Annotated in this window: 20 protein-coding genes and 1 pseudogene; 13 read left to right on the top strand and 8 right to left on the bottom strand. The window is 71.5% G+C overall.

Features of this window, described 5'->3' with window-relative positions:
* Positions 1–95: 95 nt before the first annotated feature.
* The 4 genes and pseudogenes from AB0G52_RS06165 to AB0G52_RS06150 form a co-directional block, all read left to right on the top strand.
* Complete coding sequence (locus AB0G52_RS06165) at positions 96–941, top strand: serine hydrolase (protein ID WP_132886970.1); 846 nt, start codon at positions 96–98, stop codon at positions 939–941.
* Between the two features lie 155 nt (positions 942–1,096).
* The gene (locus AB0G52_RS06160; protein ID WP_361334178.1) at positions 1,097–2,140 is read left to right on the top strand and encodes an esterase-like activity of phytase family protein; all 1,044 of its coding nucleotides are present in this window, start codon (positions 1,097–1,099) and stop codon (positions 2,138–2,140) included.
* Between the two features lie 133 nt (positions 2,141–2,273).
* Positions 2,274–4,607 carry a glycosyltransferase family 39 protein gene (locus AB0G52_RS06155; protein WP_361334470.1) on the top strand — a complete coding sequence of 778 codons (2,334 nt, stop codon included), beginning with the start codon at positions 2,274–2,276 and terminating at the stop codon, positions 4,605–4,607.
* 64 nt (positions 4,608–4,671) lie between these two features.
* Positions 4,672–5,114: pseudogene (locus AB0G52_RS06150) on the top strand (endonuclease); the annotation flags it as partial.
* Between the two features lie 42 nt (positions 5,115–5,156).
* Here AB0G52_RS06150 and AB0G52_RS06145 read toward each other — a convergent pair.
* Positions 5,157–5,705: a Uma2 family endonuclease gene (locus tag AB0G52_RS06145; RefSeq protein WP_361334175.1), complete on the bottom strand. Its 549-nt coding sequence runs from the start codon at positions 5,703–5,705 to the stop codon at positions 5,157–5,159.
* Positions 5,706–5,889: 184 nt separating this feature from the next.
* Between AB0G52_RS06145 and AB0G52_RS06140 the strand changes: the two genes are divergently transcribed.
* Positions 5,890–6,246, top strand: coding sequence for a peptidase inhibitor family I36 protein (locus tag AB0G52_RS06140; protein WP_361334172.1), 357 nt, complete (start codon positions 5,890–5,892; stop codon positions 6,244–6,246).
* Here AB0G52_RS06140 and AB0G52_RS06135 read toward each other — a convergent pair.
* The 3 genes from AB0G52_RS06135 to AB0G52_RS06125 all read right to left on the bottom strand — a co-directional run bounded on the left by AB0G52_RS06135 (position 6,243) and on the right by AB0G52_RS06125 (position 10,432).
* Complete coding sequence (locus tag AB0G52_RS06135; RefSeq protein ID WP_132886974.1) at positions 6,243–7,943, bottom strand: thiamine pyrophosphate-binding protein; 1,701 nt, start codon at positions 7,941–7,943, stop codon at positions 6,243–6,245. The genes AB0G52_RS06140 and AB0G52_RS06135 overlap by 4 nt on opposite strands.
* Positions 7,940–8,908, bottom strand: a complete 969-nt coding sequence (speB, locus tag AB0G52_RS06130) for an agmatinase (protein WP_361334169.1) — start codon at positions 8,906–8,908, stop codon at positions 7,940–7,942. The genes AB0G52_RS06135 and speB overlap by 4 nt, the downstream gene beginning before the upstream one ends.
* Before the next feature lie 66 nt (positions 8,909–8,974).
* Complete coding sequence (locus tag AB0G52_RS06125) at positions 8,975–10,432, bottom strand: sodium:solute symporter (RefSeq protein ID WP_361334166.1); 1,458 nt, start codon at positions 10,430–10,432, stop codon at positions 8,975–8,977.
* 122 nt (positions 10,433–10,554) lie between these two features.
* Here AB0G52_RS06125 and AB0G52_RS06120 point away from each other — a divergent pair, with 122 nt between their 5' ends.
* Together AB0G52_RS06120 and AB0G52_RS06115 are read left to right on the top strand one after the other, a co-directional pair.
* Positions 10,555–12,075 (top strand): PucR family transcriptional regulator, encoded by a 1,521-nt coding sequence (locus tag AB0G52_RS06120; protein WP_361334163.1) that lies wholly within the window; start codon positions 10,555–10,557, stop codon positions 12,073–12,075.
* Positions 12,076–12,136: 61 nt separating this feature from the next.
* Positions 12,137–12,925: a phosphatase gene (locus AB0G52_RS06115; RefSeq protein ID WP_361334160.1), complete on the top strand. Its 789-nt coding sequence runs from the start codon at positions 12,137–12,139 to the stop codon at positions 12,923–12,925.
* A gap of 99 nt (positions 12,926–13,024) precedes the next feature.
* On the opposite strand, the gene AB0G52_RS06110 is transcribed toward AB0G52_RS06115, so the two are convergent.
* The 4 genes from AB0G52_RS06110 to AB0G52_RS06095 form a co-directional block, all read right to left on the bottom strand.
* Positions 13,025–13,333 (bottom strand): hypothetical protein, encoded by a 309-nt coding sequence (locus tag AB0G52_RS06110; protein ID WP_071659716.1) that lies wholly within the window; start codon positions 13,331–13,333, stop codon positions 13,025–13,027.
* 158 nt (positions 13,334–13,491) lie between these two features.
* Complete coding sequence (locus tag AB0G52_RS06105) at positions 13,492–14,364, bottom strand: acyl-CoA thioesterase II (RefSeq protein ID WP_132890676.1); 873 nt, start codon at positions 14,362–14,364, stop codon at positions 13,492–13,494.
* 35 nt (positions 14,365–14,399) lie between these two features.
* The gene (locus AB0G52_RS06100) at positions 14,400–15,557 is read right to left on the bottom strand and encodes an acyl-CoA dehydrogenase family protein (RefSeq protein ID WP_132890675.1); all 1,158 of its coding nucleotides are present in this window, start codon (positions 15,555–15,557) and stop codon (positions 14,400–14,402) included.
* 112 nt (positions 15,558–15,669) lie between these two features.
* Positions 15,670–16,266: a TetR/AcrR family transcriptional regulator gene (locus tag AB0G52_RS06095; RefSeq protein WP_361334156.1), complete on the bottom strand. Its 597-nt coding sequence runs from the start codon at positions 16,264–16,266 to the stop codon at positions 15,670–15,672.
* 86 nt (positions 16,267–16,352) lie between these two features.
* On the opposite strand from AB0G52_RS06095, the gene AB0G52_RS06090 reads away from it, so the two are divergent.
* The 6 genes from AB0G52_RS06090 to AB0G52_RS06065 all read left to right on the top strand — a co-directional run bounded on the left by AB0G52_RS06090 (position 16,353) and on the right by AB0G52_RS06065 (position 25,712).
* Complete coding sequence (locus AB0G52_RS06090; RefSeq protein WP_132890673.1) at positions 16,353–17,969, top strand: carboxyl transferase domain-containing protein; 1,617 nt, start codon at positions 16,353–16,355, stop codon at positions 17,967–17,969.
* Between the two features lie 11 nt (positions 17,970–17,980).
* Positions 17,981–20,170, top strand: a complete 2,190-nt coding sequence (locus AB0G52_RS06085) for a biotin carboxylase N-terminal domain-containing protein (protein WP_361334153.1) — start codon at positions 17,981–17,983, stop codon at positions 20,168–20,170.
* A gap of 8 nt (positions 20,171–20,178) precedes the next feature.
* On the top strand, positions 20,179–21,099 hold the full coding sequence (locus AB0G52_RS06080; protein ID WP_132890702.1) for a hydroxymethylglutaryl-CoA lyase: 921 nt from the start codon (positions 20,179–20,181) through the stop codon (positions 21,097–21,099).
* Positions 21,100–21,104: 5 nt separating this feature from the next.
* Positions 21,105–22,265, top strand: a complete 1,161-nt coding sequence (locus AB0G52_RS06075) for an acyl-CoA dehydrogenase family protein (protein ID WP_132890671.1) — start codon at positions 21,105–21,107, stop codon at positions 22,263–22,265.
* Between the two features lie 162 nt (positions 22,266–22,427).
* Positions 22,428–25,415, top strand: coding sequence for an alpha/beta fold hydrolase (locus tag AB0G52_RS06070; RefSeq protein WP_132890670.1), 2,988 nt, complete (start codon positions 22,428–22,430; stop codon positions 25,413–25,415).
* A gap of 114 nt (positions 25,416–25,529) precedes the next feature.
* On the top strand, positions 25,530–25,712 hold the full coding sequence (locus AB0G52_RS06065; RefSeq protein WP_132890669.1) for a hypothetical protein: 183 nt from the start codon (positions 25,530–25,532) through the stop codon (positions 25,710–25,712).
* Positions 25,713–25,770: the final 58 nt, after the last annotated feature.

The following is a 25,770-nucleotide window of genomic DNA, read 5'->3' as shown; positions in this document are numbered from 1 at the left end:
GGACAGGGCAGCACGGAGTGCGGCCCAGGTGACGGTTCCTTAAAGCCCCGACCGTTCGTACAACCATTCGCGCAAATCCGTGTGTCAACGGGGGTATGACACACAGACGAAGGAGCGGGCTGGTCGTCACCGCGCTCGGCACCGGGTTTCTCATAACCGGTGTGGCCGCCGCCGCGCCCGCCTCGGCCGCCGCGCCCGCGGTCAGTTGTACGTCCGCGAAGGCGGCCCTCGCCACGAAGTTGAAGACGGACATCACCGCGGCCGTCGCGAACCGCAGGGGGACGATCGCCGTCGGGCTGTACGACCGGTCCACGAAGACGACCTGCACGCTCCGCTCCACCACGCACTACGACTCCGCCAGCACGGTCAAGGTCACCGTCCTCGCCACACTGCTGTGGGACGCGAAGAAGCACAACCGGTACCTGACGACCACCGAGCAGACGCTCGCCAAGGCCATGATCACCAAGTCGGACAACGACGCGACCAGCAAGCTGTGGAAGCAGCTGGGCCTGACGAAGATCAAGGGCTTCCTCAGCGCCGCCGGCATGACGCAGACGACCCCGGGCGCCGACAACTACTGGGGCCTGACCCAGATCGACGTGCACGACGAGCAGAAGCTGCTCGCTCTCGTCACCGCGAAGAACAGTGTGCTCAGCGACAACGCGCGGGCCTACATCCTGAAGCTGATGGGGCAGGTCATCTCGTCCCAGCGGTGGGGCACCCCCTACGGCGCTCCCTCCGGCGTCTCCGTGCACGTCAAGAACGGCTGGTTGCAGCGCTCCACGCACGGCTGGCGGGTGCACAGCCTCGGCACGTTCACGGGGGGCGGGCACGACTACCAGATGACCGTGCTGACGCAGGACAACAGCACGATGTCCTACGGCATCGACACGATCCAGGCCGTCGCGAAGGTGGTTCACAGGGATCTCAAGGCGTCCTGAGGCCGTCACGTAAACGTGCGGCCCTCAAGGAAACGTGAGACCCTCAAAGCAACGTGAGATCCTCAAAGCAACGTGAGACCTCTTCGGTCGTAAACGGGGCCTTCCTTCACGGGGCGGCCCCCGGCCCGTCACCGGCGCGTCCTACGGTGACCGCCATGCGCCTGCGAACCGTACTCGCCACCGTCACCGCCGGCCTGGCGGCGGCCACCTGTCTGTCCGCCGCCGGGCCCGCCACCGCGGTCACCCCCGACCCGGCCGCCGCCGCCCACGCCTGTTCGCCCTCCGTCTCCCTCGACGGCTTCTCCGACGCCCTCGACAAGACGTCCTTCGGCGGCTATTTCGTCGGCAACCTCTCCGCGCTCGCCGTGGACAAGGACGGCTCCCTGGCCGCCCTGGCCGACCGCTCCTACCTCTTCGACCTGGACGCGAAGACGCTCGCGCCGAAGAAGGTGGTGCCGCTCGCCGACGAGAACGGCGCCGCACTGGACTCCGAGGGCCTGGTGGTGGACCGGGACGGCACCCGGCTGATCACCTCCGAGACCGAGCCGTCCGTCCGCCGCTATTCGCCGGACGGCAGGATCCTGGACCGCCTCCCGGTGCCGTCGTCCCTGCTGGTGTCCCCCGGCGGGCGCGCCACCGCCAACCAGACCTTCGAGGGCCTGACCCTGCTGAACGGCGGCCGCACCCTGCTGGCGTCCATGGAGGACGCGATCTCCGGCGACACCCCGGGAACCGTCCGCTTCCAGACCTGGCAGCGCACGAAGGGCGACCACTTCCGGCTGTCGGCCCAGTACGCCTACCGCACCGACGACCCGGCCCTCGGCGTCCCCGAGGTGCAGGCGCTGCCCGACGGCCGGCTGCTGGTCCTGGAACGCGGGTTCACCACCGGCGTCGGCAACACCGTCCGCCTCTTCCTGGCCGACCCGCGGCAGGCCACGGACACCTCCGGCATCCAGAACCTGACCGGGCAGGCGGGCGTCCGCCTGATCAGGAAGACCCTGCTCACGGACGTCGCGAGCTGCCCGTCCCTGGGCGCCACGGCCAAGCAGCCCCAGCCCAACCCCCTCCTCGACAACATCGAGGGCATGGCCGTCACCGGCCACGCGAAGGGCGCGTACCAGGTCCTCCTGGTCAGCGACGACAACCAGAACACGGCGCAGACGACCCGTTTCTACCGGCTGTCGGTCCGGGTGCGCTGACCAGCAGGACCCGCCCGCGCCCCCGCGGAGGGCGGCCCGCACCGGCCGCCCTCTTACCGACATCTCATCGACCCACAGGCTGCGCCAAGGATCGGCACAGCCCGCACCCATCGGCCGCCCGCAGGGTGGGATGGTGACATCTGCCACCGATCCCGTCCCCCACTCGCCCGTGTCCCCCGACTGGGGCCCGCCCACGGCGACCGCCACGGCACCCCCGACGGCCACGCCCGCGGGCGCCCCACCGGACCGGGCACCGCGCTGGTCGCTGCCCGCGTTGATCGCGATCCTGGTCCTGGCGGCGGTGCTCTACTGCTGGAACCTCTCCGGCTCCGACATGAACACCTTCTACAGCGGCGCCGTCTGGGCCGGTACGAAGAGCTGGAAGGCCTGGTTCTTCGGTTCGCTGGACCCGGGCAACTTCCTGACCGTCGACAAACCGCCGCTCGCCACCATGGTGATGGGCCTGTCCAGCCGGATCTTCGGCTTCGGCACGTGGCAGATGATGGCGCCGATGATCGTCCTGGCGCTCGCCACGATCTACATCCTGCACGCCACCGTGAAGCGGGTGTGGGGCCACGGCGCGGCGACCGTCGCCGCGCTGGTGCTGGCGCTGACCCCCATCACCGTCGCCATCAACCGCGACAACAACCCCGACACCCTCCTGGTCTTCCTCATGGTGTCGGGCGCGGCGCTCGCGTTCCGCGCCACCCGTGACGAGAGGCTGCTGCCGCTGCTCGGCGCGGCGGCGTGCTTCGGTCTGGCCTTCAACACCAAGCTCCTCGCGGGCTGGATCGCGCTCCCCGCCGTCTTCGCGCTCTACCTGTACGCGTCGCGGGCCCCCTGGGTGAAGCGGGCCGTCAACCTGGCGCTCGCCGCGGTGGTCCTGGCCGTCTCCAGCTTCTGGTGGGCGATCGCCGTCTCCCTGGTCCCGGCCTCCGACCGGCCGTACATCGGCGGTTCCACGGACGGCTCCGCCTGGGACCTGATCATGGGGTACGACGGTCTCGGCCGCGTCTTCGGCGGCGAGGGCAACGGCGGGGGCGGGGGTGGCGGAGGCGGCGGCTTCTCCGGTTCCGCGGGCCTCGGCCGGATGTTCAACGACATCCTGGGCGGCCAGATCTCCTGGCTGCTGCCCTTCTCGGCCATCGCGCTCGTCGCCGGTCTGGTGCGGTGCGGGCGTGCCCCGCGCACCGACCTCAGGCGGATGGCGCTGGTCCTGTGGGGCGGCTGGACCCTCCTGCACTACGTGATCTTCGCGACCGCGCAGGGCACCATGCACCCCTACTACACGACCGCGCTCGCCCCCGGCATCGCGGTGCTGTGCGCGGGCGGCGGCGTGATGATGCTGGACGCGTTCCGCGCCGACAAGCGGTGGGTGTGGGTGCTGCCCGTCGCCTTCGGGGTCACCGGCGTCTGGGCGATCGTGCTGCTGCGCCGTGCCTCCGGCTGGAACACCTGGCTGTGGCCGACGGTCGGCTTGCTGACGGCGGCCGGCATCGTGGGCATGGTCCTCTTCCGGTCCGGCACCAGGGCCCGGCTGCTCGCGGCCTCGCTGGCGGTGGCCACGGTCGCGGCGCTGGCCGGTCCGACGGCGTACGCGGCGACCCTGCCGTTCGGCAGCGGCAGCGGCGGGGGCATGCGCGGCGGTACGAACCCGACCGCGGGCCCCTCGACGGGCAGCGGCTTCGGCGGCGGTCCCGGCGGGGGCGGCAACCGGGCCGGGGGCTTCCCGGGCGGCGGCGAACTGCCGGGCGGTACGCAGCAGGGCGGTATGCAGGGCGGTATGCAGGGCGGTATGCAGGGCGGTACGCAGCAGGGCAGCGGGACCGGCCAGGCCGGCGGTGAGACGGGCGGCGGCTTCCCGGGCGGTGCGAACGGGGAGGCCCCGAGCGGTACGAACGGCGGCTTCCCGGGGGGCGGCACCGGGCAGATGACGCCCGGCGGCGGCACCGGTGAAGCGCCGAGCGGCGGCACCGGCAACGGCGAGATGCCCGGCGGTACCGGTACCGGCGGCACGCGCGGCGGCTTCGGCGGCGGCATGGGCGGCGGTGGCGGTATGGGCGGCGGCGTGGACAGCGAGCTGATCGCCTACCTGAAGAAGCACATGGACGGCGCCACCTGGCTGCTGGCCGTCTCCAACTCCCAGTCCGCGGCGCAGATCGAGCTGAGCGCGCGGGAGCCGGTGATCTCCATGTGGGGCTTCACCGGATCCGACAAGGCGATGACGGTCGCCAAGCTTCAGGAGCTGGTGAAGGCGGGCAAGCTGCACTACATCCAGATCGGCTCCGGCGGCATGGGCATGGGCGGCGACAACACGCTCAGCTCCGCGGTGACGTCGTGGGTGAAGAAGCACGGCACCGCGGTGAAGGCGAGCGCGTACAGCAAGAGCACGAGCTCCTCTTCGAAGACGTCCACGCAGAGCAGCACGTCGACGCTCTACCGGCTGGACCCCTCGGACATCGGCTGACCCCCCGGCACGGGAGGCCCCCGACCGCACGGTCGGGGGCCTCCTTCTACGTCCCGTTTAGCCGGTGGCCCTGACGACCGCCGCCGTCCTGGTGGGCCTGACCGCCCCGGCGCTGACGGCGACCCCGGCCGCCGCCACCACGACCGCGTACGACTCGACGTACTACAAGAACGCGATCGGCAAGACGGGCACGGGCAGCAACAACGTGATCCTGCTGTACTCGGGCATCTCGCGCAGCAAGTCCCTCAACGGCGGTGACAGCGGCGACTGGAACCGCGAGCATGTCTGGGCGATCTCGCACGGCGACCTCACCACGTCCACCGGCCCCGGCACGGACCTGCACCACATCCGCCCCGAGGACGTGGCGGTCAACGGCAGGCGCGGCAACCTCGACTTCAACGAGGGCGGCTCCACATGATCCTGTACATGGCCGTCCGCTACGAGGGCGACGACGGGTTCGCGAACCTGGAGCCCGACGACAAGGTCGACAACGGCTCCACCCCGTACGAGGAGAACCGCAACAACGTCATCTACCGCCGACGCCCTGTGTCACTGCTCGCGTGCTTCGCGCGTCGGGAACGTACGGGTGTCGACCGTCACCCGCTCCCCGGTCGCGAGGGTGAATGCGACGGTTTCGCCGTACGGCACCTCGACGACCCGGCCGTAACCGGAGGGCTGCGGCTCCGACATCAGGGTGACCAGCTTCTTGAAAGGGTCGGCGATCATGTAGAAGTCGACGCCGTACCGGCCGTACTTGCGAACGTTCCGGACGTAGTCCTTCTCGTCGTCAGGCTCGGAGGGGACCTCCACCACGGCCAGCACATCGACACAGGAGTAGCTGTTCTTCCGCCGCTCGGCGTCGAAGTCGACGATGGTGAGGTCCGGCGCCGCGTCGTTCTCGCCAGGGAAGGTGATCAGCACATCTCCGAACACCCGCTCACGAGCGATGCCCGCAGCCTTGACCGCGTCCTTGACGTCGGAAACGGTCCAGTCCCGCTCCGGACTCTGCGGGGTCATGATCACCCTTCCGTCGAAGACTTCGACCTTGAAGCCTTCGGGAATGGCGTCCCGCTCGATCAGGTCGCTCATGATGGACATGGCAGCTCACCTCCTTCTGCATCATGTCGCCGCTCCCGCCCCTCCGGTGATCTGGAAGTACTAGTTCGCTCACACGGGTGAAGTCGATCTTGGGGTTGGGCGTGTCCGCGTGCTCGCCCAGCAGCATGGGGGCACCCCGACAGTTCCGCCGGGGTGCCCCCAACTCCCTTTTCCGGAGCGTTCCGTGAAGCTGCGTACCTGGTCCCTCACCGCCGCCCTCGCCCTGACCGCCCTGCTGCTGCCCGCCGGGACCGCGTCCGCACGGGCGGCCGCCGCGCCCTCCTGCCCGGACGGCTCGGTCTGCTTCTGGAGCGGTGAGGGCTTCGGCGGCGACTACTGGGAATGGACGTCCCGCAGCGGCTACCGCGACATGCCACCGAACCTCCACGACAACGTCGGCTCCTTCGTCGCCGCCACCCGCGCCTGCTTCGTCAACTGGGACCCACAGGAGAAGCGGGACGTCTACAACGGCGACTGGCGCTCCCAGTACGGCGGCGACTTCGGCGGCCGCATCGACGGGGTGGGACCGGGGGCCTGCTAGTCAGCCTGCTGGTCCCCCAGGTGCGTCGGCGCGAACATCCGCAGCAGGGCCGGGAGTACGACCACCGAGGGGCCGGGCGCGGCCAGGGCCTTCGCCAGGTCGGCCGCCAGGGTCTCCGGGGTCGTGCGGACCCCCGGTACCCCGAAGGACTCGGCGAGTGCCACGTAGTCGGGGCGGGTCAGTTCCGTCGCCGTGGGCTCGCCGAAGGCGTCGGTCATGTACTCGCGGAGGATGCCGTAGCCGCCGTCGTCGACGATGAGCCAGGTGACCGGGAGGTCGTACTGCCTGGCCGTGGCGAGTTCGGCGATGGAGTAGAGGGCGCCGCCGTCGCCGGAGACCGCCAGCACCGGGCGGCTCGGGTCGGCGGCGGCCGCGCCCAGGGCCGCCGGGAAGCCGTAGCCGAGACCGCCGGCGCCCTGCGCCGAGTGCATCAGGTTCGGGGCCTCGGCGTCGAACGCCGACCACGCCCAGTACGCGAGGATCGTCATGTCCCAGAAGGACGGGGACCCGGCGGGCAGGGCCTGGCGGACCGACGCCAGCACGTCCTGTTCCAGGGTGAGTTCCTGCGCGGTGATGCGGGCGGCGACCCTGTCGAGGAGGGCGCGCACCCGGTCGGGTGCCGTCGCGTCCGGGCGCGGCACCACCGTCTCGAGGAGCGCCTGCAACGCGAGCCGCGCGTCCGCGTGGATGCCGAGGGCCGGGTGGTTGGACTCCAGTTTGCCGAGGTCCGCCTCGATCTGGACGACCCGGCCGCGTGGCCTGAACGTGTGGTAGTTGGAGGAGAGTTCACCCAGGCCCGAGCCGACCACGAGCAGGACGTCCGCGTCCTCCAGGAAGTCCGTGGTGTGCCGGTCCTCCAGCCAGGACTGGAGGGAGAGCGGGTGGTGCCAGGGGAACGCGCCCTTGCCGCCGTAGGTGGTGACGACGGGGGCGTTCAGCGTCTCGGCCAGCTGCCGCAGCTTCCCCGCGGCGTCCGACCGTACGACCCCGCCGCCCGCGATGATCGCGGGGCGGGTGGCGCGGGAGAGCAGGTCACCGGCCACGGCGGTCAGTTCGGGGCGCGGCGCGAGTTCCTCCGGGGTCGCGTCGACCGCGGTCACCACCGGGAGGGAGGTCTCGGCGAGGAGGACGTCCTGCGGGATCTCCACCCAGACCGGGCCGTGCGGGGCGGTCAGCGCCGACTTCCAGGCCGCCGCGATCGCGGACGGGATCTGCGACTGGGTGCGGACCGTGTGCACCGACTTCACCACGCCCCGGAAGGAGGCCGCCTGGTCCGGCAGTTCGTGCAGGTAGCCGTGGCGGCCGCCGCCCAGTCCCGCCGTCGGGACCTGGCTGCTGATCGCCAGCACGGGCGCGGAGGCGGCGGCCGCCTCGTGCAGCGCGGCCAGCGAGGTCAGCGCGCCGGGGCCGGTGGAGAGGAGCAGCGGGGCCGCCTCGCCGGTGATCCGGCCGTACGCGTCCGCCGCGAAGCCCGCGTTGTTCTCCACCCGCAGGCCGACGTAGCGCAGCGAGGAGCGGCGCAGCGCGTCGAACATGCCCAGGGCGTGCTGGCCGGGCAGTCCGAAGACGGTGGTCGCGCCGAGCCCGGCCAGGGTCTCCACGACCAGGTCCCCGCCGTTGCGACCGGCGGGAGGGTTCAGGGCTGCGGCCGTCTGCGCCTCGGTCGGGCGGAGCACCAGGTCGTGGTCGTGGGTCACTGGGAGCGCGCCTCGGCAATCTGTCGGGTCATGAGCGTGGTCAGTTCGTACGCGGTGTGCGAGGCCGCCACCGAGGTGATCTCCGCGTGGTCGTACGCGGGGGCCACCTCGACGACGTCCGCCGACACCAGGTTGCAGGAGGAGAGTCCGCGCAGGATCTCCAGCAGCTCCCTGGAGGTCATCCCCCCGGCCTCGGGCGTGCCGGTGCCGGGGGCGTGGGCCGGGTCCAGGCAGTCGATGTCGATGGAGATGTACAGGGGGCGGTCGCCGACGCGCTGCCGCAGCTGGTCGGCGACCTCGTCGGCGCCCCGGCGGTAGACGTCCGCCGAGGTGACGATGCCGAAGCCCATCTTCTCGTCGTCGGTGAGGTCCTGCTTGCCGTAGAGGGGGCCGCGGGTGCCGACGTGCGAGAGGGCCGAGGTGTCGAGGATGCCCTCCTCCACCGCGCGCCGGAACGGGGTGCCGTGGGTGTACTCGGCGCCGAAGTAGGTGTCCCAGGTGTCGAGGTGGGCGTCGAAGTGGAGCAGCGCGACCGGGCCGTGCCGCTTCGCGACGCTCCGCAGCAGGGGCAGGGCGATGGTGTGGTCGCCGCCCAGGGTCATCAGGCGGGCGCCGGTGCCGAGGAGGTCGTCGGCGGCGGCCTCGATGGTCTCGACGGCCTCGTTGATGTTGAAGGGGTTCACCGCGATGTCGCCGCCGTCCGCGACCTGGGCGAGGGCGAAGGGGGAGGCGTCCTGCGCGGGGTTGTAGGGGCGCAGCAGCCGGGACGCCTCGCGGATGGCGTTGCCGCCGAAGCGGGCGCCCGGCCGGTAGGAGACGCCGGAGTCGAAGGGCACGCCCACGACCGCCACGTCCGCGCGGCCCACCTCGTCGAGGCGGGGCAGCCGGGCGAAGGTGGCGGGACCGGCGTACCTGGGGACGCGGGAGGAGTCGACGGGACCGCGGGGCGTCGCGTTGCCACTCATGGGGTGCTGCCTTCTTTCCTGCGCTTCGTCGCGCATGTACCGCTATGCACTGCTTCTTTTACGACCTTACTGGTGGGCCGGGACCGGTTCGGACACGGGTTCGGGAGTACCCCGGCCGGCGAGCCGCTCGCGCCAGTTCGCCAGTACGGCCTCGTCGGTCGGCCTGGTCGCCAGCGAGACGGCGACGTAGGCGACGAGGGAGGACAGGAGGCCGTAGTAGACGGGCTCGTTGGCGAGGATGCCGTACCCGGCCATCAGGCCGATCACCGCGAGGCCGCCGACGACCACGGCGGCGAGGGCGCCCTGGACGGTGCCGCGCTTCCACAGCAGCCCGCCGAGGATGGGCACCAGCAGACCGCCGACGAGCAGGTTGTACGCCACGGTGAGCGCCTCCACCACGTTGTTGAGCGCGATGGCCGTGCCGATCACGCCGAGCCCCATGACCAGGATGAAGACCCGGTTGCCCCGTACCTCGTCGTGGTCACCGGACCGCGCCTTCCCGCGCAGCCGCGACCAGATGTCGTTGTTGGCCACGGTGGCGCAGGCGATCAGCGCGCCGGAGGAGGTCGACATCACCGCGGCGAGCGCCGCGGCCAGCACCAGCCCGCGCACACCCACGGGCAGTTCGTCCTTGACGATGGTGGCGAAGGCGTCGTCCGCGCTGCCCAGCTTCGGGTAGAGCACCTTGGCCGCCGTCCCGATGACCGCCCCGGCGAGGGCGTAGACCAGGCAGTAGGTGCCCGCGACCGTGCCGCCCCACTTCGCCGTCGTGTCGCTGCGCGCCGTGAACACCCGCTGCCAGATGTCCTGCCCGATGAGCATGCCGAAGGTGTAGATCAGCACGTAGGTGAAGATCGTCTCGCCGCCGATGCCCAGCGGGTCGAAGTACGACGTCGGCAGCTTCGCCCTCATCGCCGAGAAGCCGCCCGCCTTCACCACCGCGATGGGCAGCAGGAGCAGCAGCACGCCGATCGTCTTCACCACGAACTGGACCATGTCCGTCAGGGTGATCGACCACATGCCGCCGAGCGTCGAGTAGGCGACCACGATCGAGCCGCCGATGACGATCGCGACGGTCCGGTTCATGTCGAACAGGACGTCGAAGATGGTGGCGTAGGCGATGGTGGAGGTGACGGCGAGCATCAGGGTGTACGCCCACATGACCACGCCGGAGATGACCCCGGCCCGGCCGCCGTAGCGCAGGTCCAGCATCTCGGAGACGGTGTACACCTTGAGGCGGGCGATCCGGGCCGAGAAGAAGACGGAGAGGGCGAGCAGGCCCAGGCCGATGGTGAAGACCATCCAGGCCCCGGACAGTCCGTACCGGTAGCCCAGGCCGACCCCGCCGATGGTGGACGCGCCGCCGAGGACGATCGCGGCCATGGTGCCGGAGTACATCGCGGGCCCGAGCCGGCGTCCGGCCACCAGGAACTCGCTCTTGGACCTGGCGCGGCGCATGCCCCACCAGCCCATGGCCAGCATCCCGGCGAGATAGAGCACGATCACTGTGTAGTCGACGGCCATGGGACCTCCCTCGAATCATGTGCACGAATGGACGACGTGCCACGACACTAGGTGGCCGGAAAGCGACTGCGAAGTGTACGTTTCATCCATTCGAGCCGTACGGGACGGAGGAAACGCACACCATGCCGGACCCCGCGGTTCCCCCCACGCCCCCCGTGCCCCTCGCGGCCCTCCTGGCCCGCGAGGACCTCGCGCTGCGCCAGATCGCCGGACCGTCCGGCCCTTCCGTCGCCGTCCACGCGGCCCACACCTCGGAGATGGCCGACCCGTACCCGTACCTGCTGGGCGGCGAGCTGCTGCTGACGGCCGGGGTGCACATCCCGGACGCGGCGGGCTCGGGCCCATACTTCGACGACTATGTCGCCCGGATCGTGGCGGCGGGCGGCGCCGCCCTCGGCTTCGGGCTGGCCCCCGTGCACGACACGGTCCCGGCGGCCCTCGTCGCCGCCTGCGACCGCCACGGCCTGCCGCTGCTGGAGGTCCCGCCGGGGACCCCGTTCACCGCCGTCGCCCGCGCGGTCTGGCAGCTGCTGGCCCAGGCCCGCCTGGCCGAACTGCGCCGGGTCACCGACGCCCAGCAGAGCCTCGCGGCCGCCGCCTCCCGCCCCGACCCGATCCCCGCGGTGCTGCGCCAGCTGGCGGTCCGACTGGGTGGCTGGACGGCCCTGTACGGCCCGGAGGGCACGGAGATCGCGTCGGCGGGCCGGGAACCGGAGCCCTCGGTGCGCGACGCACTCGTCGAGCTCGCGGAGGTCGTACGCCCCTCCGGCCCCGGCACCCCCACCTCCGCCACCCACGCCACCGCCGGCACCCACCTCGCCGCCTACGCCCTCGGCACCGGCTTCGCCCTCGGCGTGGCCACCCCGGCCCGCGAACCGGGCGACCACACCATCGCCTCGGTGGCCACGGTCCTGCTCACCCTCCTCACCGGCGAACAGCAGACCGGCTCGGGCGCGGCCCGCACCGCGGCGCTGGTACGGCTGATGCTGGGCGGCACGGCGGAAGAGGTGGCCCCACTGCTGGACAGGGGCGTCACCTGGATCGTCGTGCATGCCTCGCCGATCGAGAAGCGGGAGATTACCGGCGTAGGGGCGCGGGGAACTGCGCGACAAGCCCCCACCCACCCGCGCCCGCCAGACCTCCTGGCCGCCACCGCACTGGGCGCCAAACTCGGCTCGCCCCTCATCGACCCCGTAGGGGAAACCGTCCGCGTCCTGGTTCCCGCGGACCGAACGCCCCAGCCACAGCCCGGCTGGACCCTCGGCGTCAGTGCCCCCGTACCCGCACAGCACCTGTCGACCGCAGCCACGCAAGCGGCCCGCGCCCTCGCCCGCGCCCGGGCGACCCGCACCCCGCTGCTGAGGCACGGCAGCCACCCCGGCCTCGCCGACCTGGTCCCCCGCGAGGACGCCCAGGCCCACGCCCGCACCCTCCTCGCCCCCCTCGCGGAGCACCCCGCCCTCACCGAGACCCTGCGCACCTGGCTGTCGCTGCACGGCAGTTGGGACCGCACCGCGGTCGCCCTGGCCGTCCACCGCAACACGGTGCGCCAGCGCATCGCCCGCTGCGCGAGCCTCCTCGGCACCGAACTCGACGACCCGGACGTGCGGATGGAGCTGTGGTTCGCCCTGGGCCAGCAGTGACGCACGTCCCAGCGGACGATACGCAGGGGAACCGCACCGCCGGCTGCCTCACAATGTAGGCATGCCGATACCCGGGACACCCAGCCGCGCCGAGCTCGTCGAGCACCTCGTGAAGACCCGTATCGCGGGCGATGTCGCCACGCCCCGCGAGAACAACCTGCTCCACTACCGCAAGCTGGCCAACGGCGAGCGCAACTGGTGGCTCGGACTGGAATTCGGCGACCGCTGGACCGACGAGCAGGACGTCCTGGCCGTGATGGCCGAGCGGGTCGGGGTGAACGACGACGCCGAGTACCGGTACGGCCAGGACACCATCGACCCCGAGCTGACCGTGGACGGCCTGGACCGGCTGGCGGCCCGGCTGCGCAAGGCGGCCGAGGGCGGACAGCGGGTGCTGTTCGCCACCGGTCACCCGGGCGGCCTGCTGGACGTGCACCGGGCGACGGCGGCGGCGCTGCGGGCGGCCGGCTGCGAGATCGTGGTCATCCCGGACGGGCTGCAGACGGACGAGGGGTACGTCATGCAGTTCGCCGACGTGGCGGTCCTCGAACACGGGGCGACCCTGTGGCACACCCACTCCGGGGAGCCGATGAAGGCGATCCTGGGCGGTCTGGAGCGCGCGGGCCGGCCGCTGCCCGACCTGGTCGTCGCCGACCACGGCTGGGCGGGGTACGCGGCCCAGGCCGGCCTGGACTCTGTCGGCTACGCCGACTGCAACGACCCGGCGCTGTTCCTCGCCGAGGCGGAGGGCACCCTCCAGGTGGCCGTACCGCTGGACGACCACGTGCTCAGCCCGCGGTACTACGACCCGCTGACGGCGTACCTGCTGGCCGAGGCGGGACTGGCCTGACGCGCCGGTGTGCGGCCCCCGCCTCGCGGGAGCCGCACACCGTGCCTTGGCCCTAGACCCTCAGTTCCTACGTTCCTGGTCCGGTCGAACCCGGCCGGCTCAGCCGAAGCCGAGGCCGCCGAACCCGCCGAAGCCACCGAGACCGCCGAAGCCACCGAAGCCGACGGCGGGGACGACCACGACCGGGACGACGGGGACCACGGGGACGACGGCGAAGCTGCGGAAGCCGCAGTTGTTGAACCCGCCGCCCCGGAAGCCGTTGCAGCCGAAGCCACCGGTGACGACGGTCTGGTGAGTGGAGGCGGGAGCCGCCGAGGCGGTACCCGCGGCGCCGATCGCGGCCCCACCGGCCAGCAGCAGGCCGGCGGCGGACATCGCGGCGAGACGCCTCGCGCGCTGTACTCGCATGGGAAATACCTTTCTGCCGGACATACGTCCGCTACGCGGCACGTCCGCTATGCGGCACATGCACTGTGCGGCATTTCACTCATAGAGCTTAATATCGGACAAGCCGGACGGCACGTCGGACCATCACCGACCGTCATCGTCCGAGGTCCGGCGCCCGCTCAGCGCTCCCGGGGGACGCGGACGACGCCCTCCTGGATCACGGAGACGGCGAGCGACCCGTCCTGCGTATAGATCCGGGCCTGCCCGAGCCCGCGGCCGCCGGACGCGGACGGCGACTCCTGGTCGTACAGCAGCCACTCGTCGGCGCGGAACGGGCGGTGGAACCACATGGCGTGGTCGAGGGAGGCGCCGACCACGTCGCCCACCGCCCATCCCCCGCGACCGTGCGCGAGCAGGATCGAGTCGAGGAGCGTCATGTCGGAGACGTACGTGGCGAGGACGACGTGCAGCAGGGGGTCGTCGTCGAGCTTGCCGTTGGTGCGGAACCAGACCTGGCTGTGCGGCTCGCGCGGCTCGCCGTACTTCCCGTACGGCGGCTCGTCCACGTACCGCAGGTCGATCGCCTCGCGGGCCTCCAGGAACTTCTCCACCACGGCGGGCGGCAGGTGGTCGTAGCCGCGCAGCCGCTCGGCCGAGGTGGGGAGAGTGACCGGGTCGGGCGCGGGCGGCATCGGGGCCTGGTGGTCGAGCCCGTCCTCGTACGTCTGGAAGGAGGCCGAGAGCGCGAAGATCGGCCGGCCGTGCTGGACGGCGACCGCGCGCCGGGTGGTGAAGGAGCGGCCGTCGCGGATCCGCTCGACGTTGTAGACGATGGGCGCGCCCGGGTCGCCGGCGCGCAGGAAGTACGCGTGCAGCGAGTGGGCGTGCCGGTCCGCCGGGACGGTGCGCCCGGCGGCGACCAGCGCCTGGGCCGCCACCTGTCCGCCGAAGACGCGCGGGACGACGGCGGACCGGGACTGGCCGCGGAAGATGTTCTCCTCGATCTGCTCCAGGTCGAGCAGGTCGAGGAGATCATTCAGTGCCTGGTTCATGGCACCTTTTCTACTGGCCGGGAATTGCGGAGGGCTTACAGGCCCATGTCCTTCGCGATGATCGTCTTCATGATCTCGCTGGTGCCGCCGTAGATCCGGTTGACGCGGTTGTCCGCGTACAGGCGCGCGATCGGGTACTCGTTCATGAAGCCGTAGCCGCCGTGCAGCTGGAGGCAGCGGTCGATCACGCGGTGGGCGACCTCGGTGGTGAACAGCTTGGCGCTGGCCGCCTCGGCGGGGGTCAGCTCACCGGCGTCCAGGGCCTCGGTGGCGCGGTCGACCACGGCCTCGGCGGCGTCCACCTCGGCCTGGCAGGCGGCCAGCTCGAACTTGGTGTTCTGGAAGGCGGCGACGGGCTGGCCGAAGACGACCCGCTCCTGCACGTACTGCTTGGCGAACCGGACGGCGGCCTTGGCCTGGGCGTAGGCGCCGAAGGCGATGCCCCAGCGCTCCGAGGCGAGGTTGTGGCCGAGGTAGTAGAAGCCCTTGTTCTCCTCGCCGAGGAGGTCCTCGACCGGGACCTTCACGTCGACGAAGGCGAGCTCGGCGGTGTCGGAGGTCTTCAGGCCCAGCTTGTCGAGCTTGCGGCCGACCGAGTAGCCCTCCGCCTTGGTGTCGACCACGAAGAGGGAGATGCCGTGCCGGCGGTCCTCCTTGGTGGGGGCGGCGGTGCGGGCGCAGACGATCATGCGGTCGGCGTGCACGCCACCGGTGATGAAGGTCTTGGCGCCGTTGAGGACGTAGTGCGTGCCGTCCTCGCTGAGCTTGGCGGTGGTCTTCATGCCGGCGAGGTCGGAGCCGGTGCCCGGCTCGGTCATCGCGATGGCCCACATCTCCTCGCCGGAGACGAACTTGGGCAGGTAGCGCTTCTTCTGCTCGTCGGTGGCGAGCAGCTTGATGTAGGGCAGGCCGAGCAGGACGTGCACGCCGGAGCCGCCGAAGGAGATGCCGGCGCGGGCGGTCTCCTCGTACAGGACGGCCTCGAACTTGTAGGAGTCGATGCCGGCGCCGCCGTACTCCTCGTCCACGCGGATGCCGAAGACGCCCAGCTCGGCGAGCTTGTAGTAGAAGTCGCGGGGGGCCTGGCCGGCGGCGAGCCACTCGTCGTACACCGGGACGACCTCGGCCTCTATGAAGGCGCGGAGGGTGTCCCGGAACGCCTCGTGATCCTCGTTGAACAACGTACGGCGCACGGCCGCCACCTCCAGGCACGTCAGCTGTCTAAGCGCTTGCTCAGACTCCCAAGGTACCGGCGGGTAGGCCGACGGGTCCAGGGCACGGGGAGCGCGAGGGGGGTAACGCTCGTCACTCGGCCGCCGCCGCGGTGAACGCCCCCTTCGCCATGCGGTGCAGCAGGGTCGCCGTGGTCGCCCGGCCGGGCAGGGAACCCGGTCGGCCCAAGTGGGGGGTGGAGTTCAGGAGGCCGAAGACCGAGTGGACCGCCGAGCGGGCGGCGGGCTCCGGCAGGGCGGGGTGGACCTCCCGGACCACCTCCACCCACAGCTCGACGTACTGCCGCTGCAGCTGACGCACCAGTTTCCGGTCGCTGTCGCGCAGGCGGTCCAGTTCCCGGTCGTGCAGGGTGATCAGTGGACGGTCGTCGAGGGCGAAGTCGATGTGCCCCTCGATGAGGGAGTCGAGGACCTCCTCGGCGGGGACCCCGTCGGCCTCCACCAGGCGTCGCTTCGCCCCCGTCAGCAGCTGCCCGCTGATCCCCACCAGCAGCTCCGCGAGCATCGCGTCCTTGCCCGCGAAGTGCCGGTAGAGACCGGGGCCGCTGATGCCGACCGCCGCACCTATCTCGTCCACGCCGACACCGTGGAAGCCGCGCTCGGCGAAGAGCCGGGCGGCCTCCTTGAGGATCTGCTCGCGACGGGTCGGGGCGTCGGTTCTCGTGACCATGAGGGCAATTCTAGACAGGGAGGTTAGCGGTCGTTAACCTGAGGGAGATGCGTTAACGCTCATTAACAAGGTGAGGGGATCGCGGCATGGACCAGGCACCGGAGCTTCGGAGCGCGGCGGACCCCGCGTCGGAGGCCTTTCGGGCCAACGAGGAGGCGCACGGCGTCCTCGTGGAGGAGCTGCGCGGCAAGCTCGCGGCGGCCGCGCTGGGCGGCGGCGAGAAGGCACGGGCGCGGCACACCGCACGCGGCAAGCTGCTGCCGAGGGACCGGGTGGACACCCTGCTCGATCCGGGGTCCCCGTTCCTGGAGCTGGCCCCCCTGGCCGCCGACGGGATGTACGAGGGGGCCGCCCCCGCGGCCGGCGTGATCGCCGGGATCGGGCGGGTCAGCGGCCGGGAGTGCGTGATCGTCGCCAACGACGCGACCGTCAAGGGCGGCACATACTACCCGATGACCGTGAAGAAGCACCTGCGGGCACAGGAGGTGGCCCTCGACAACCGGCTGCCCTGTGTCTACCTGGTGGACTCCGGGGGCGCCTTCCTGCCCCTCCAGGACGAGGTCTTCCCGGACCGCGACCACTTCGGCCGGATCTTCTACAACCAGGCCCGGATGTCCGGCGCGGGGATCCCGCAGATCGCGGCGGTGCTCGGGTCGTGCACGGCGGGCGGCGCGTACGTCCCGGCGATGAGCGACGAGGCGGTCATCGTCCGCAACCAGGGGACGATCTTCCTCGGCGGCCCCCCGCTGGTGAAGGCCGCCACCGGTGAGGTGGTGACGGCCGAGGAACTGGGCGGCGGCGAGGTGCACTCCCGCGTCTCCGGCGTCACCGACCACCTCGCCGAGAACGACGCGCACGCGCTGCGCATCGTCCGCGACATCGTCGCCACGCTCCCGGCCCGGCGCGCCCTGCCCTGGGCGGCCACCGCGGCCGTCGAGCCCAAGGTCGACCCCTACGGCCTCTACGGCGCCGTCCCCGTCGACTCCCGCACCCCCTACGACGTCCGCGAGATCATCGCCCGGGTCGTCGACGGCTCCCGGTTCGCCGAGTTCAAGAGCGAGTTCGGGCAGACCCTGGTCACCGGCTTCGCCCGGATCCACGGCCACCCCGTCGGCATCGTCGCCAACAACGGCATCCTGTTCTCCGAGTCCGCCCAGAAGGGCGCCCACTTCATCGAGCTGTGCGACCAGCGCGGGATCCCGCTGGTGTTCCTGCAGAACATCTCCGGCTTCATGGTGGGCAGGGACTACGAGGCGGGCGGCATCGCCAAGCACGGCGCGAAGATGGTGACGGCGGTGGCCTGCACCCGGGTGCCGAAGCTGACGGTGGTGGTCGGCGGCTCGTACGGCGCCGGGAACTACTCCATGTGCGGGCGGGCCTACTCCCCCCGCTTCCTGTGGATGTGGCCCAACGCCAAGATCTCGGTGATGGGCGGGGAGCAGGCGGCCTCGGTCCTCGCGACGGTGAAGCGGGACCAGCTGGAGGCGCGGGGCGAGGACTGGTCCGCGGACGAGGAAGAGGCCTTCAAGGCACCCGTCCGCGCCCAGTACGAGCGCCAGGGCAACGCCTACTACGCGACCGCCCGCCTCTGGGACGACGGGGTCATCGACCCCCTCGACACCCGGCAGGTGCTCGGCCTCGCCCTGACGGCCTGTGGCAACGCGCCCCTGGGTGAGCCCCAGTTCGGCGTCTTCCGGATGTGAGGAGGGGACTCGTGTTCGACACCGTACTCGTGGCCAACCGGGGCGAGATCGCCGTCCGGGTCGTCCGCACGCTGCGGTCGCTGGGCGTGCGCTCGGTGGCCGTGTACTCCGACGCCGACGCGGACGCCCGGCACGTCCGGGAGGCCGACACGGCGGTACGGCTCGGCCCGGCTCCGGCGGCCGAGAGCTACCTGTCGGTGGAGCGGCTGCTGGACGCGGCCGCACGCACCGGCGCGCAGGCCGTCCACCCCGGTTACGGCTTCCTCGCCGAGAACGCGGCCTTCGCCCGCGCCTGCGAGGAGGCCGGACTGGTCTTCGTCGGACCGCCCGCCGACGCGATCGCGCTGATGGGCGACAAGATCCGGGCCAAGGAGACCGTGGCGGCGGCCGGGGTGCCGGTGGTGCCCGGCGGGCGTGACCCCGACCTGGCGGACGCGGCCCGGTCCTTGGGGGCGCCGGTGCTCCTCAAGCCGTCCGCGGGCGGCGGCGGCAAGGGCATGCGGCTGGTGCGCGACCTCGCTCTGCTGGACGAGGAGATCGCGGCCGCCCGCCGCGAGGCCCGCGCCTCCTTCGGCGACGACACGCTCCTCGTCGAGCGGTGGGTGGACCGGCCCCGGCACATCGAGATCCAGGTGCTGGCCGACGGCCACGGGAACGTGGTGCACCTGGGCGAGCGCGAGTGCTCGCTCCAGCGCCGGCACCAGAAGGTGATCGAGGAGGCGCCCTCGGTCCTGCTGGACGAGCAGACGCGGGCGGCGATGGGCGAGGCCGCGGTGCAGGCGGCCCGCTCGTGCGGGTACGTCGGCGCGGGCACGGTGGAGTTCATCGTGCCGGGCGGCGACCCTTCGTCGTACTACTTCATGGAGATGAACACCCGGCTCCAGGTGGAGCACCCGGTCACCGAGCTCGTCACCGGACTCGACCTGGTGGAGTGGCAGTTGCGGGTGGCGGCCGGTGAGCGGCTGCCGTACGGGCAGGACGACGTCACGCTGACCGGGCACGCGGTCGAGGCGCGGATCTGCGCGGAGGACCCGGCGCGCGGCTTCCTGCCGACCGGCGGCACGGTGCTCCTGCTGGACGAGCCGGCCGGCGCCGGGGTCCGCACCGACTCGGGGCTCAGCGCGGGCACCGAGGTCGGCAGCCGGTACGACCCGATGCTGTCCAAGGTGATCGCGTACGGGCCGGACCGCGGGACCGCGCTGCGCAGGCTGCGCGCCGCCCTCGCGGAGACGGTCACGCTCGGCGTGGTGACCAACGCCGGGTTCCTGCGCCGGCTGCTCGCCCATCCGGCGGTGGTGGCGGGCGAGTTGGACACCGGGCTGGTCGAGCGCGAGGCGGGCGGCCTGGTGCCGGACGCGGTGCCGGAGGAGGTGTACGCGGCGGCGGCGCTGCTGCGCCAGGGGGCGATGGCGGCCGCCGGTGGCAGGGGGGCGGGCCGGCCCTCGGGGTCTGTATCCGGCTTCGGCTCGGGCGCGGGCGTGGGCGCGGGCTTCGGCGCGGGCGTGGGCGCGGGCTTCGGCTCCGGCGCGGGCTCACGCTCCGGCGGCACGGGCTCCGGCTCTGCCTCTGGCCCCGGCTCTGTCCCTGGCCCCGGCTCCGGCCCCGGCTCGGCCCTCGGCTCCGGTTGGACGGACCCGTTCGCCGCCGCCGACGGGTGGCGGCTCGGCGGCCGTCGGGCGTGGACCCCGCACCACCTCCAGGTGCCCGGTCAGGAGCCGGTGACCGTCCGCGTGCGCAGCACCCCGGAGGGGGAGGTGGAACTGCTCCTGCCCGGCAGGGCGGAACCCCTGCGGGGATCCCTGCCCCAGGTGGATCCGGCCGGGCACCGGTTCGGCTTCCGGCTAGACGGCGTCACCCACACCTTCGCCGCGCTGCCGGACGGCACCTGGCTGGGCCGCGACGGCGACGCCTGGCAGGTCCGCGACCACGACCCGGTCGCCGCCTCGCTCAGCCGCGCCGCGCACGCGGGTGCCGATTCCCTCACCGCGCCCATGCCCGGCACGGTGACCGTGGTGAAGGTCGCCGTCGGGGACCGGGTGACCGCCGGTCAGAGCCTGCTGGTGGTGGAGGCGATGAAGATGGAGCACGTGGTCTCCGCCCCGCACGCCGGCACGGTCGCCGAACTCGACGTGCGGCCCGGCGCCACGGTCGCCATGGACCAGGTGCTGGCCGTGATCGCACCCGAGGAGGAGGACCGGTGACGCTCCCCATGGTCGTGCCGGCCACCGCTCTGCCCGCCCGGGTGCGGATCCACGAGGTGGGCGCGCGCGACGGCCTGCAGAACGAGAAGACCACGGTCCCGACCGAGGTCAAGGCCGAGTTCATCCACCGGCTGGCCGACGCGGGCCTGACCACGATCGAGGCGACCAGCTTCGTGCACCCCAAGTGGGTGCCCCAACTGGCCGACGCCGAGGACCTGTTCGCCCGGGTCGGGGACCTCTCCGGGGTCGCCCTGCCGGTACTCGTGCCCAACCAGCGGGGTCTGGACCGGGCCCTCGCGCTCGGCGCCCGCCGGGTCGCCGTCTTCGCCAGCGCCACCGAGTCCTTCGCCAAGGCCAACCTCAACCGCACGGTGGACGAGTCGCTGGCCGTCTTCGACCCCGTCGTCCGGCAGGCGAAGGACGCCGGTGCGCACGTCCGCGGCTATGTCTCGATGTGCTTCGGGGACCCCTGGGAGGGCGCCGTGCCGCTCCACCAGGTGGTCCGGGTCTGCAAGGCGCTGCGCGACATGGGCTGCGACGAGCTGAGCCTCGGCGACACCATCGGCGTCGCGACCCCCGGGCACGTCCTCGAACTCCTCTCCCTGCTCAACGAGGAGGGCGTGCCGACCAACGTCATCGGCGTGCACTTCCACGACACCTACGGCCAGGCGCTCGCCAACACCTATGCCGCCCTGGAACACGGCGTGACGACGGTCGACGCGTCCGCGGGCGGGCTCGGCGGCTGCCCGTACGCCAAGTCCGCCACCGGCAACCTCGCCACCGAGGACCTGGTCTGGATGCTCCAGGGCCTCGGCATCGAGACCGGAGTCGATCTCGGCCGTCTCACCGCCACCAGCGTGTGGATGGCCTCGCACCTGGGCCGACCCAGCCCGTCCCGTACCGTACGCGCCCTCTCCCACCAGGAGTGACGACCATGGACCACCGCCTCTCCCCCGAACTGGAAGAACTCCGCCGCACGGTGGAGGAGTTCGCGCACGACGTCGTGGCGCCGAAGATCGGCGACTTCTACGAACGGCACGAGTTCCCGTACGAGATCGTCCGCGAGATGGGCCGGATGGGCCTGTTCGGGCTGCCGTTCCCCGAGGAGTACGGCGGGATGGGCGGCGACTACCTCGCGCTCGGCATCGCCCTGGAGGAACTGGCCCGGGTGGACTCGTCGGTGGCGATCACCCTGGAGGCGGGGGTCTCGCTGGGCGCGATGCCGATCCACCTGTTCGGCACGCCGGAACAGAAGCAGGAGTGGCTCCCCCGCCTCTGCTCCGGGGAGATCCTCGGCGCGTTCGGGCTCACGGAACCCGACGGCGGCAGCGACGCGGGCGCCACCCGCACCACGGCCCGCCTCGACCCGGCGACCGACGAGTGGGTGATCAACGGCAGCAAGTGCTTCATCACCAACTCCGGCACCGACATCACGGGGCTGGTGACGGTCACCGCGGTCACGGGCCGCAAGCCCGACGGCAAGCCGCTGATCTCCTCGATCATCGTCCCCTCCGGCACGCCCGGCTTCACGGTGGCCGCCCCCTACTCCAAGGTCGGCTGGAACGCCTCCGACACCCGGGAGCTGTCCTTCGCCGACGTCCGGGTCCCCGCCGCCAACCTGCTCGGCACGGAGGGCCGCGGCTACGCCCAGTTCCTGCGCATCCTGGACGAGGGCCGGATCGCCATCGCGGCCCTCGCCACCGGCCTGGCCCAGGGCTGCGTGGACGAGTCGGTGAAGTACGCGAAGGAACGGCACGCCTTCGGCAGGCCCATCGGCGCCAACCAGGCCATCCAGTTCAAGATCGCCGACATGGAGATGAAGGCCCACACGGCCCGCCTGGCCTGGCGCGACGCGGCCTCCCGCCTGGTCGCCGGCGAGCCCTTCAAGAAGGAGGCGGCCCTCGCCAAGCTCTACTCCTCCACGGTCGCCGTCGACAACGCCCGCGACGCCACCCAGGTCCACGGCGGCTACGGCTTCATGAACGAGTACCCGGTGGCCCGGATGTGGCGCGACGCGAAGATCCTGGAAATCGGCGAGGGCACCAGCGAGGTCCAACGGATGCTGATCGCCCGGGAACTGGGCCTGGTGAGCTGAGGCGGCGCCGACCTCTTGCGGCACGGAATTGATCGCAATTGACGGATCAAGTACATGATCGCCCCCTGCCCCTGTCGACGAGGTAGCAGCCGCCCCTCACGGGGCATACGCTCCGTATGCCCCGTGAGGGGCGGATCCGACGGACAGGGCGGGGGACGGTCCATGGCGGTTCATACGATCACGCACCCGGACAAGACCATCCACGTGGTATTCGTGCACGGTCTTTTCTCGTCGACCGAGGTGTGGAACCAATTCCGCAAGCTACTGGCCGCGGACGACGAATTACACGGGGCGGTCGCGCACTGCTTTCCTTACGACAGCCCCAAGGTGAAACTCCGTCCGGACCGCGTCGTCGCCGCCTACGACGACATCGCCGACGCGCTGGACACCTTTCTGCGCGTTCAGATTCCCAGGACCGGCCGGGTGGTGCTGGTCAGCCACAGCCAGGGCGGCCTGATCATCCAGAGATTCCTCGCCCGCACCCTCCGCGAGGCCCGCGGTCCCGCGCTGGCCCGCATCGCCCACATCGTCATGTTCGGGTGCCCTAACAACGGGTCCGGTTTCTTCCTGGCGCTGCGTCGTTCCGTGTTCTTCTGGCGGAACGCGCAGGAGCGACAACTGAGGCCGTACCAGAGGGAAGTCCTGGAGACCCAGCGCACCGTTCTGCGGGCGGTGGTGCAGGCGGTCGACAACACGCAGAGCCAATGGCGCATCCCCATCCAGGCGTACGGCGGAACCGAGGACAACGTCGTTCCGGCCCGAGAGGCCAGAGGCGTTTTTCCGGTCAGCGCCACCGTGCCGGGCGACCATTTCCAGATCGTCCAGCCCGGCGATCACGACAACGCCTCCTACCGAGTCCTCAAGGACGTCCTGAGCCAGCTGCTCGACGAACGCGAGGACCAGGCCGACGACGGGCGGGCCGCCCCCGTCCCGATGCCGCGCACCCCGGCTCCCACACCGTCCGAACTCACCGGCGACCAATCCGAACGGCCCCTGCTCCCCCAGCAACAGGGCGGCATATCGGTCAGCCCTCCGCACGGCAGGCGCAGGACCAGACTCTTCGGACGTGAGCCGCGTGGCGTCTTCGCCGCCCTGACGGCCGCACCGGCAGCCTCCGCCCCCAGGATCCACGTACTCACCGGCCTGGGCGGTTCGGGCAAGAGCAGGATCGCGCTGGAAGCCGCCCAGCACGCGGCCTCCACGCGTCGCGTGTGGTGGGTGAGCGTGCCGCAGATCAACGCCTCCATGCGGGAGATCGCCAACCAGCTGCATGCCCCGACGGGCGAGGTGGAGCAGGCCTTCCGCGGCAACGGCAGCCCCATGGACCTGGTCTGGCGCTACCTGGAGACCTGCCCCGACCCTTGGCTTCTGGTGATCGACAACGCCGACACGCCCGACCGGCTCGCCGGCGCGGCCGGGCAGGTGGCGGACGGAACCGGATGGATCCGCCATCCCACCCGGACCGACAGTCTGGTCATCGTCACCAGCCGGGACCGCTCGGCGGCCGACTGGCTTCCCCCGTGCCAGGTCCACCATGTACCGCCCCTGACCGATGACGAGGGGGCCGAACTGCTCACGACGGTCACCGATCACGGCGGTTCGCGCAGGCAGGCGCGTCTCCTGTCCGCGGCGTTGGGCGGCCTGCCACTGGCCCTGCACGCGGCGGCGTCCTACCTGAACTCCGTGCACCGGTCGGCGCCGTCCCTGGACGATCCGGTCATCCATGACTTCGACAGTTACCGCGAGGCCTTCGAGGCCAGAAGCTCGTCGCCGCCGGGGACCGCGGCCAGTGGTCTGCAGGAGATGCTCGGCATGTCCGCGATGGCCGAGGTCTGCGGCATCGCACTCGACCTGCTCGCCGAACAGGGGCTGAAGCAGGCCGGTCCCCTGCTGCGGGCCTTCGCCTGTCTGGGCATCACACCGATCCCCTTCAGGCCGCTGCTGGAGAGCAAGGCCATCACGGGATCCCCGCTGCTGCCGGACTTCACCAGGGAGCAGCGCAACCTGGTGCTCAAGGGCCTCGACGACCTCGGACTCGTCGAGCGGGTCAGCCGCCCGGAAGCGGGGAGCGGCCACCTGGCGCACGGTCTCATCCTGCACCCCGTCGTCCACGCCCTGCTGCGCGGCGACGCGGAGATGGAACGGCACAGGACCGACTACTACGGCCTCATCGTCGATCTCCTTCTGGACGTCACCCGCGAGTCGCCTCCGGACGACCCGACGAGCTGGGACGTCTGGACCGCTGTCGCCCCTCACGTGATGGAAGTGGTCCGCGCCTGCCTCGCGGGCGACCAGCACGTCAGGAGCGACGAGATCCTGCGGGGCGCGGTGGAGCTGGCCCGGCAGGCCGTCCGGTACCTGATCGTGGTGGGACTCCTCGGACCGGCCGACGAGATGGCCCACCTGGTCCTCGACAACTGTGACGCCATCGACTTCCAACGGGACGATCCGGAGATCCTCGGCATACGCCACGAGACGGGCCGCATCGCGCTCGAAAGCTGCGACTACACCACCGCGGAGGACGAACTCCGGCAGGTGGTCGCCGCACGTGAGGCACTGCACGGTCCGGACGACCCGAGGACACTGGCGAGCCAGCACAAGCTCGCCCGCAGCATTCTCGAGCAAGGCGGATTCGCCGATGTGGAACCTCTCCTGCGCACCATAGCCACCGCGGAGCTCACCGTGCACGGGCCCGATCACTCGGACACCATCACCGTGCGTCACAGCCTCGCGCGCGCCATGTTCGCCCTCGGCCGTCCCGCGGAAGCGGAGACCGAACTGCGCGACATCCTCCGGATCAGCCTGGACAGGTGGTCCCCGTCGACCATGGAGACGCTGCGCATCCGCCAGACCCTCGCGCGCTGCCTGCTGAAGGCCGGACGCGCCGACGAGGCCGAACAGATGATCCAGCAAGGACTGGCCGACACCACCCAGGGGCCGCAGTCCGTGCTGGCCATGACACTGCGTTTCACCTGGTGCCAGGTGCTTCTGGCGCAGGGCCAGGTGCAGGCGGCGCACCTGGAGGCGGCCCAGCTGCTGGCCGACCGTCGGCGGATTCTCGGACCGGAGCACTCCGAAACCATCCGGACCCAGAAGCTGTTCGACGCGATCCGCAAGCTCCTCGATCCGGGTGTGGGTGCGCAGGAGTGACCAACTCGCTCAAGTGCCCGACATCCCTGGGCACTTGCGCCTAGCATCTCTGTCCGTCACTCTCTCAGTGAGACGTCGACCACACTGCGTCACCGCACCGCAAAGGAGCGCTGCATGAATGCGACCCCCCAGGGGCACGCCGACCTCAACCCGGTCCCGGGTGACGCCGACCTCGACACCGATCCGGACCAGCTGGCATCGGCCCGCCGCCTGGCGCTCGAATCCGTCGAGGAAGACCACCGGGCTCTCGAACGCGACGCAAAGTTGGCCTACAGTCCGGCCCTCCTCCTGGGATGATTGCACCGCGGTCGACGCGGACAACCGAGCCGGAGCGAGAGCACGGCAAGGGCAGGGG

Origin of the sequence: Streptomyces sp. NPDC021562 (assembly GCF_040640875.1) — a bacterium.
Lineage (GTDB): Bacteria > Actinomycetota > Actinomycetes > Streptomycetales > Streptomycetaceae > Streptomyces.
This window is presented reverse-complemented; position numbering and strand designations above follow the sequence as displayed.

Bases quoted from the DNA above. Each gene is read 5' to 3' on its own strand.
- AB0G52_RS06165 (WP_132886970.1), top strand. From the start codon at position 96: ATGACACACAGACGAAGGAGCGGGCTGGTCGTCACCGCGCTCGGCACC.
- AB0G52_RS06160 (WP_361334178.1), top strand. From the start codon at position 1,097: ATGCGCCTGCGAACCGTACTCGCCACCGTCACCGCCGGCCTGGCGGCG.
- AB0G52_RS06145 (WP_361334175.1), bottom strand. From the start codon at position 5,705: ATGTCCATCATGAGCGACCTGATCGAGCGGGACGCCATTCCCGAAGGC.
- speB (WP_361334169.1), bottom strand. From the start codon at position 8,908: ATGAGTGGCAACGCGACGCCCCGCGGTCCCGTCGACTCCTCCCGCGTC.
- AB0G52_RS06125 (WP_361334166.1), bottom strand. From the start codon at position 10,432: ATGGCCGTCGACTACACAGTGATCGTGCTCTATCTCGCCGGGATGCTG.
- AB0G52_RS06120 (WP_361334163.1), top strand. From the start codon at position 10,555: ATGCCGGACCCCGCGGTTCCCCCCACGCCCCCCGTGCCCCTCGCGGCC.
- AB0G52_RS06115 (WP_361334160.1), top strand. From the start codon at position 12,137: ATGCCGATACCCGGGACACCCAGCCGCGCCGAGCTCGTCGAGCACCTC.
- AB0G52_RS06110 (WP_071659716.1), bottom strand. From the start codon at position 13,333: ATGCGAGTACAGCGCGCGAGGCGTCTCGCCGCGATGTCCGCCGCCGGC.
- AB0G52_RS06105 (WP_132890676.1), bottom strand. From the start codon at position 14,364: ATGAACCAGGCACTGAATGATCTCCTCGACCTGCTCGACCTGGAGCAG.
- AB0G52_RS06095 (WP_361334156.1), bottom strand. From the start codon at position 16,266: ATGGTCACGAGAACCGACGCCCCGACCCGTCGCGAGCAGATCCTCAAG.
- AB0G52_RS06090 (WP_132890673.1), top strand. From the start codon at position 16,353: ATGGACCAGGCACCGGAGCTTCGGAGCGCGGCGGACCCCGCGTCGGAG.
- AB0G52_RS06080 (WP_132890702.1), top strand. From the start codon at position 20,179: ATGGTCGTGCCGGCCACCGCTCTGCCCGCCCGGGTGCGGATCCACGAG.
- AB0G52_RS06075 (WP_132890671.1), top strand. From the start codon at position 21,105: ATGGACCACCGCCTCTCCCCCGAACTGGAAGAACTCCGCCGCACGGTG.
- AB0G52_RS06070 (WP_132890670.1), top strand. From the start codon at position 22,428: ATGGCGGTTCATACGATCACGCACCCGGACAAGACCATCCACGTGGTA.
- AB0G52_RS06065 (WP_132890669.1), top strand. From the start codon at position 25,530: ATGAATGCGACCCCCCAGGGGCACGCCGACCTCAACCCGGTCCCGGGT.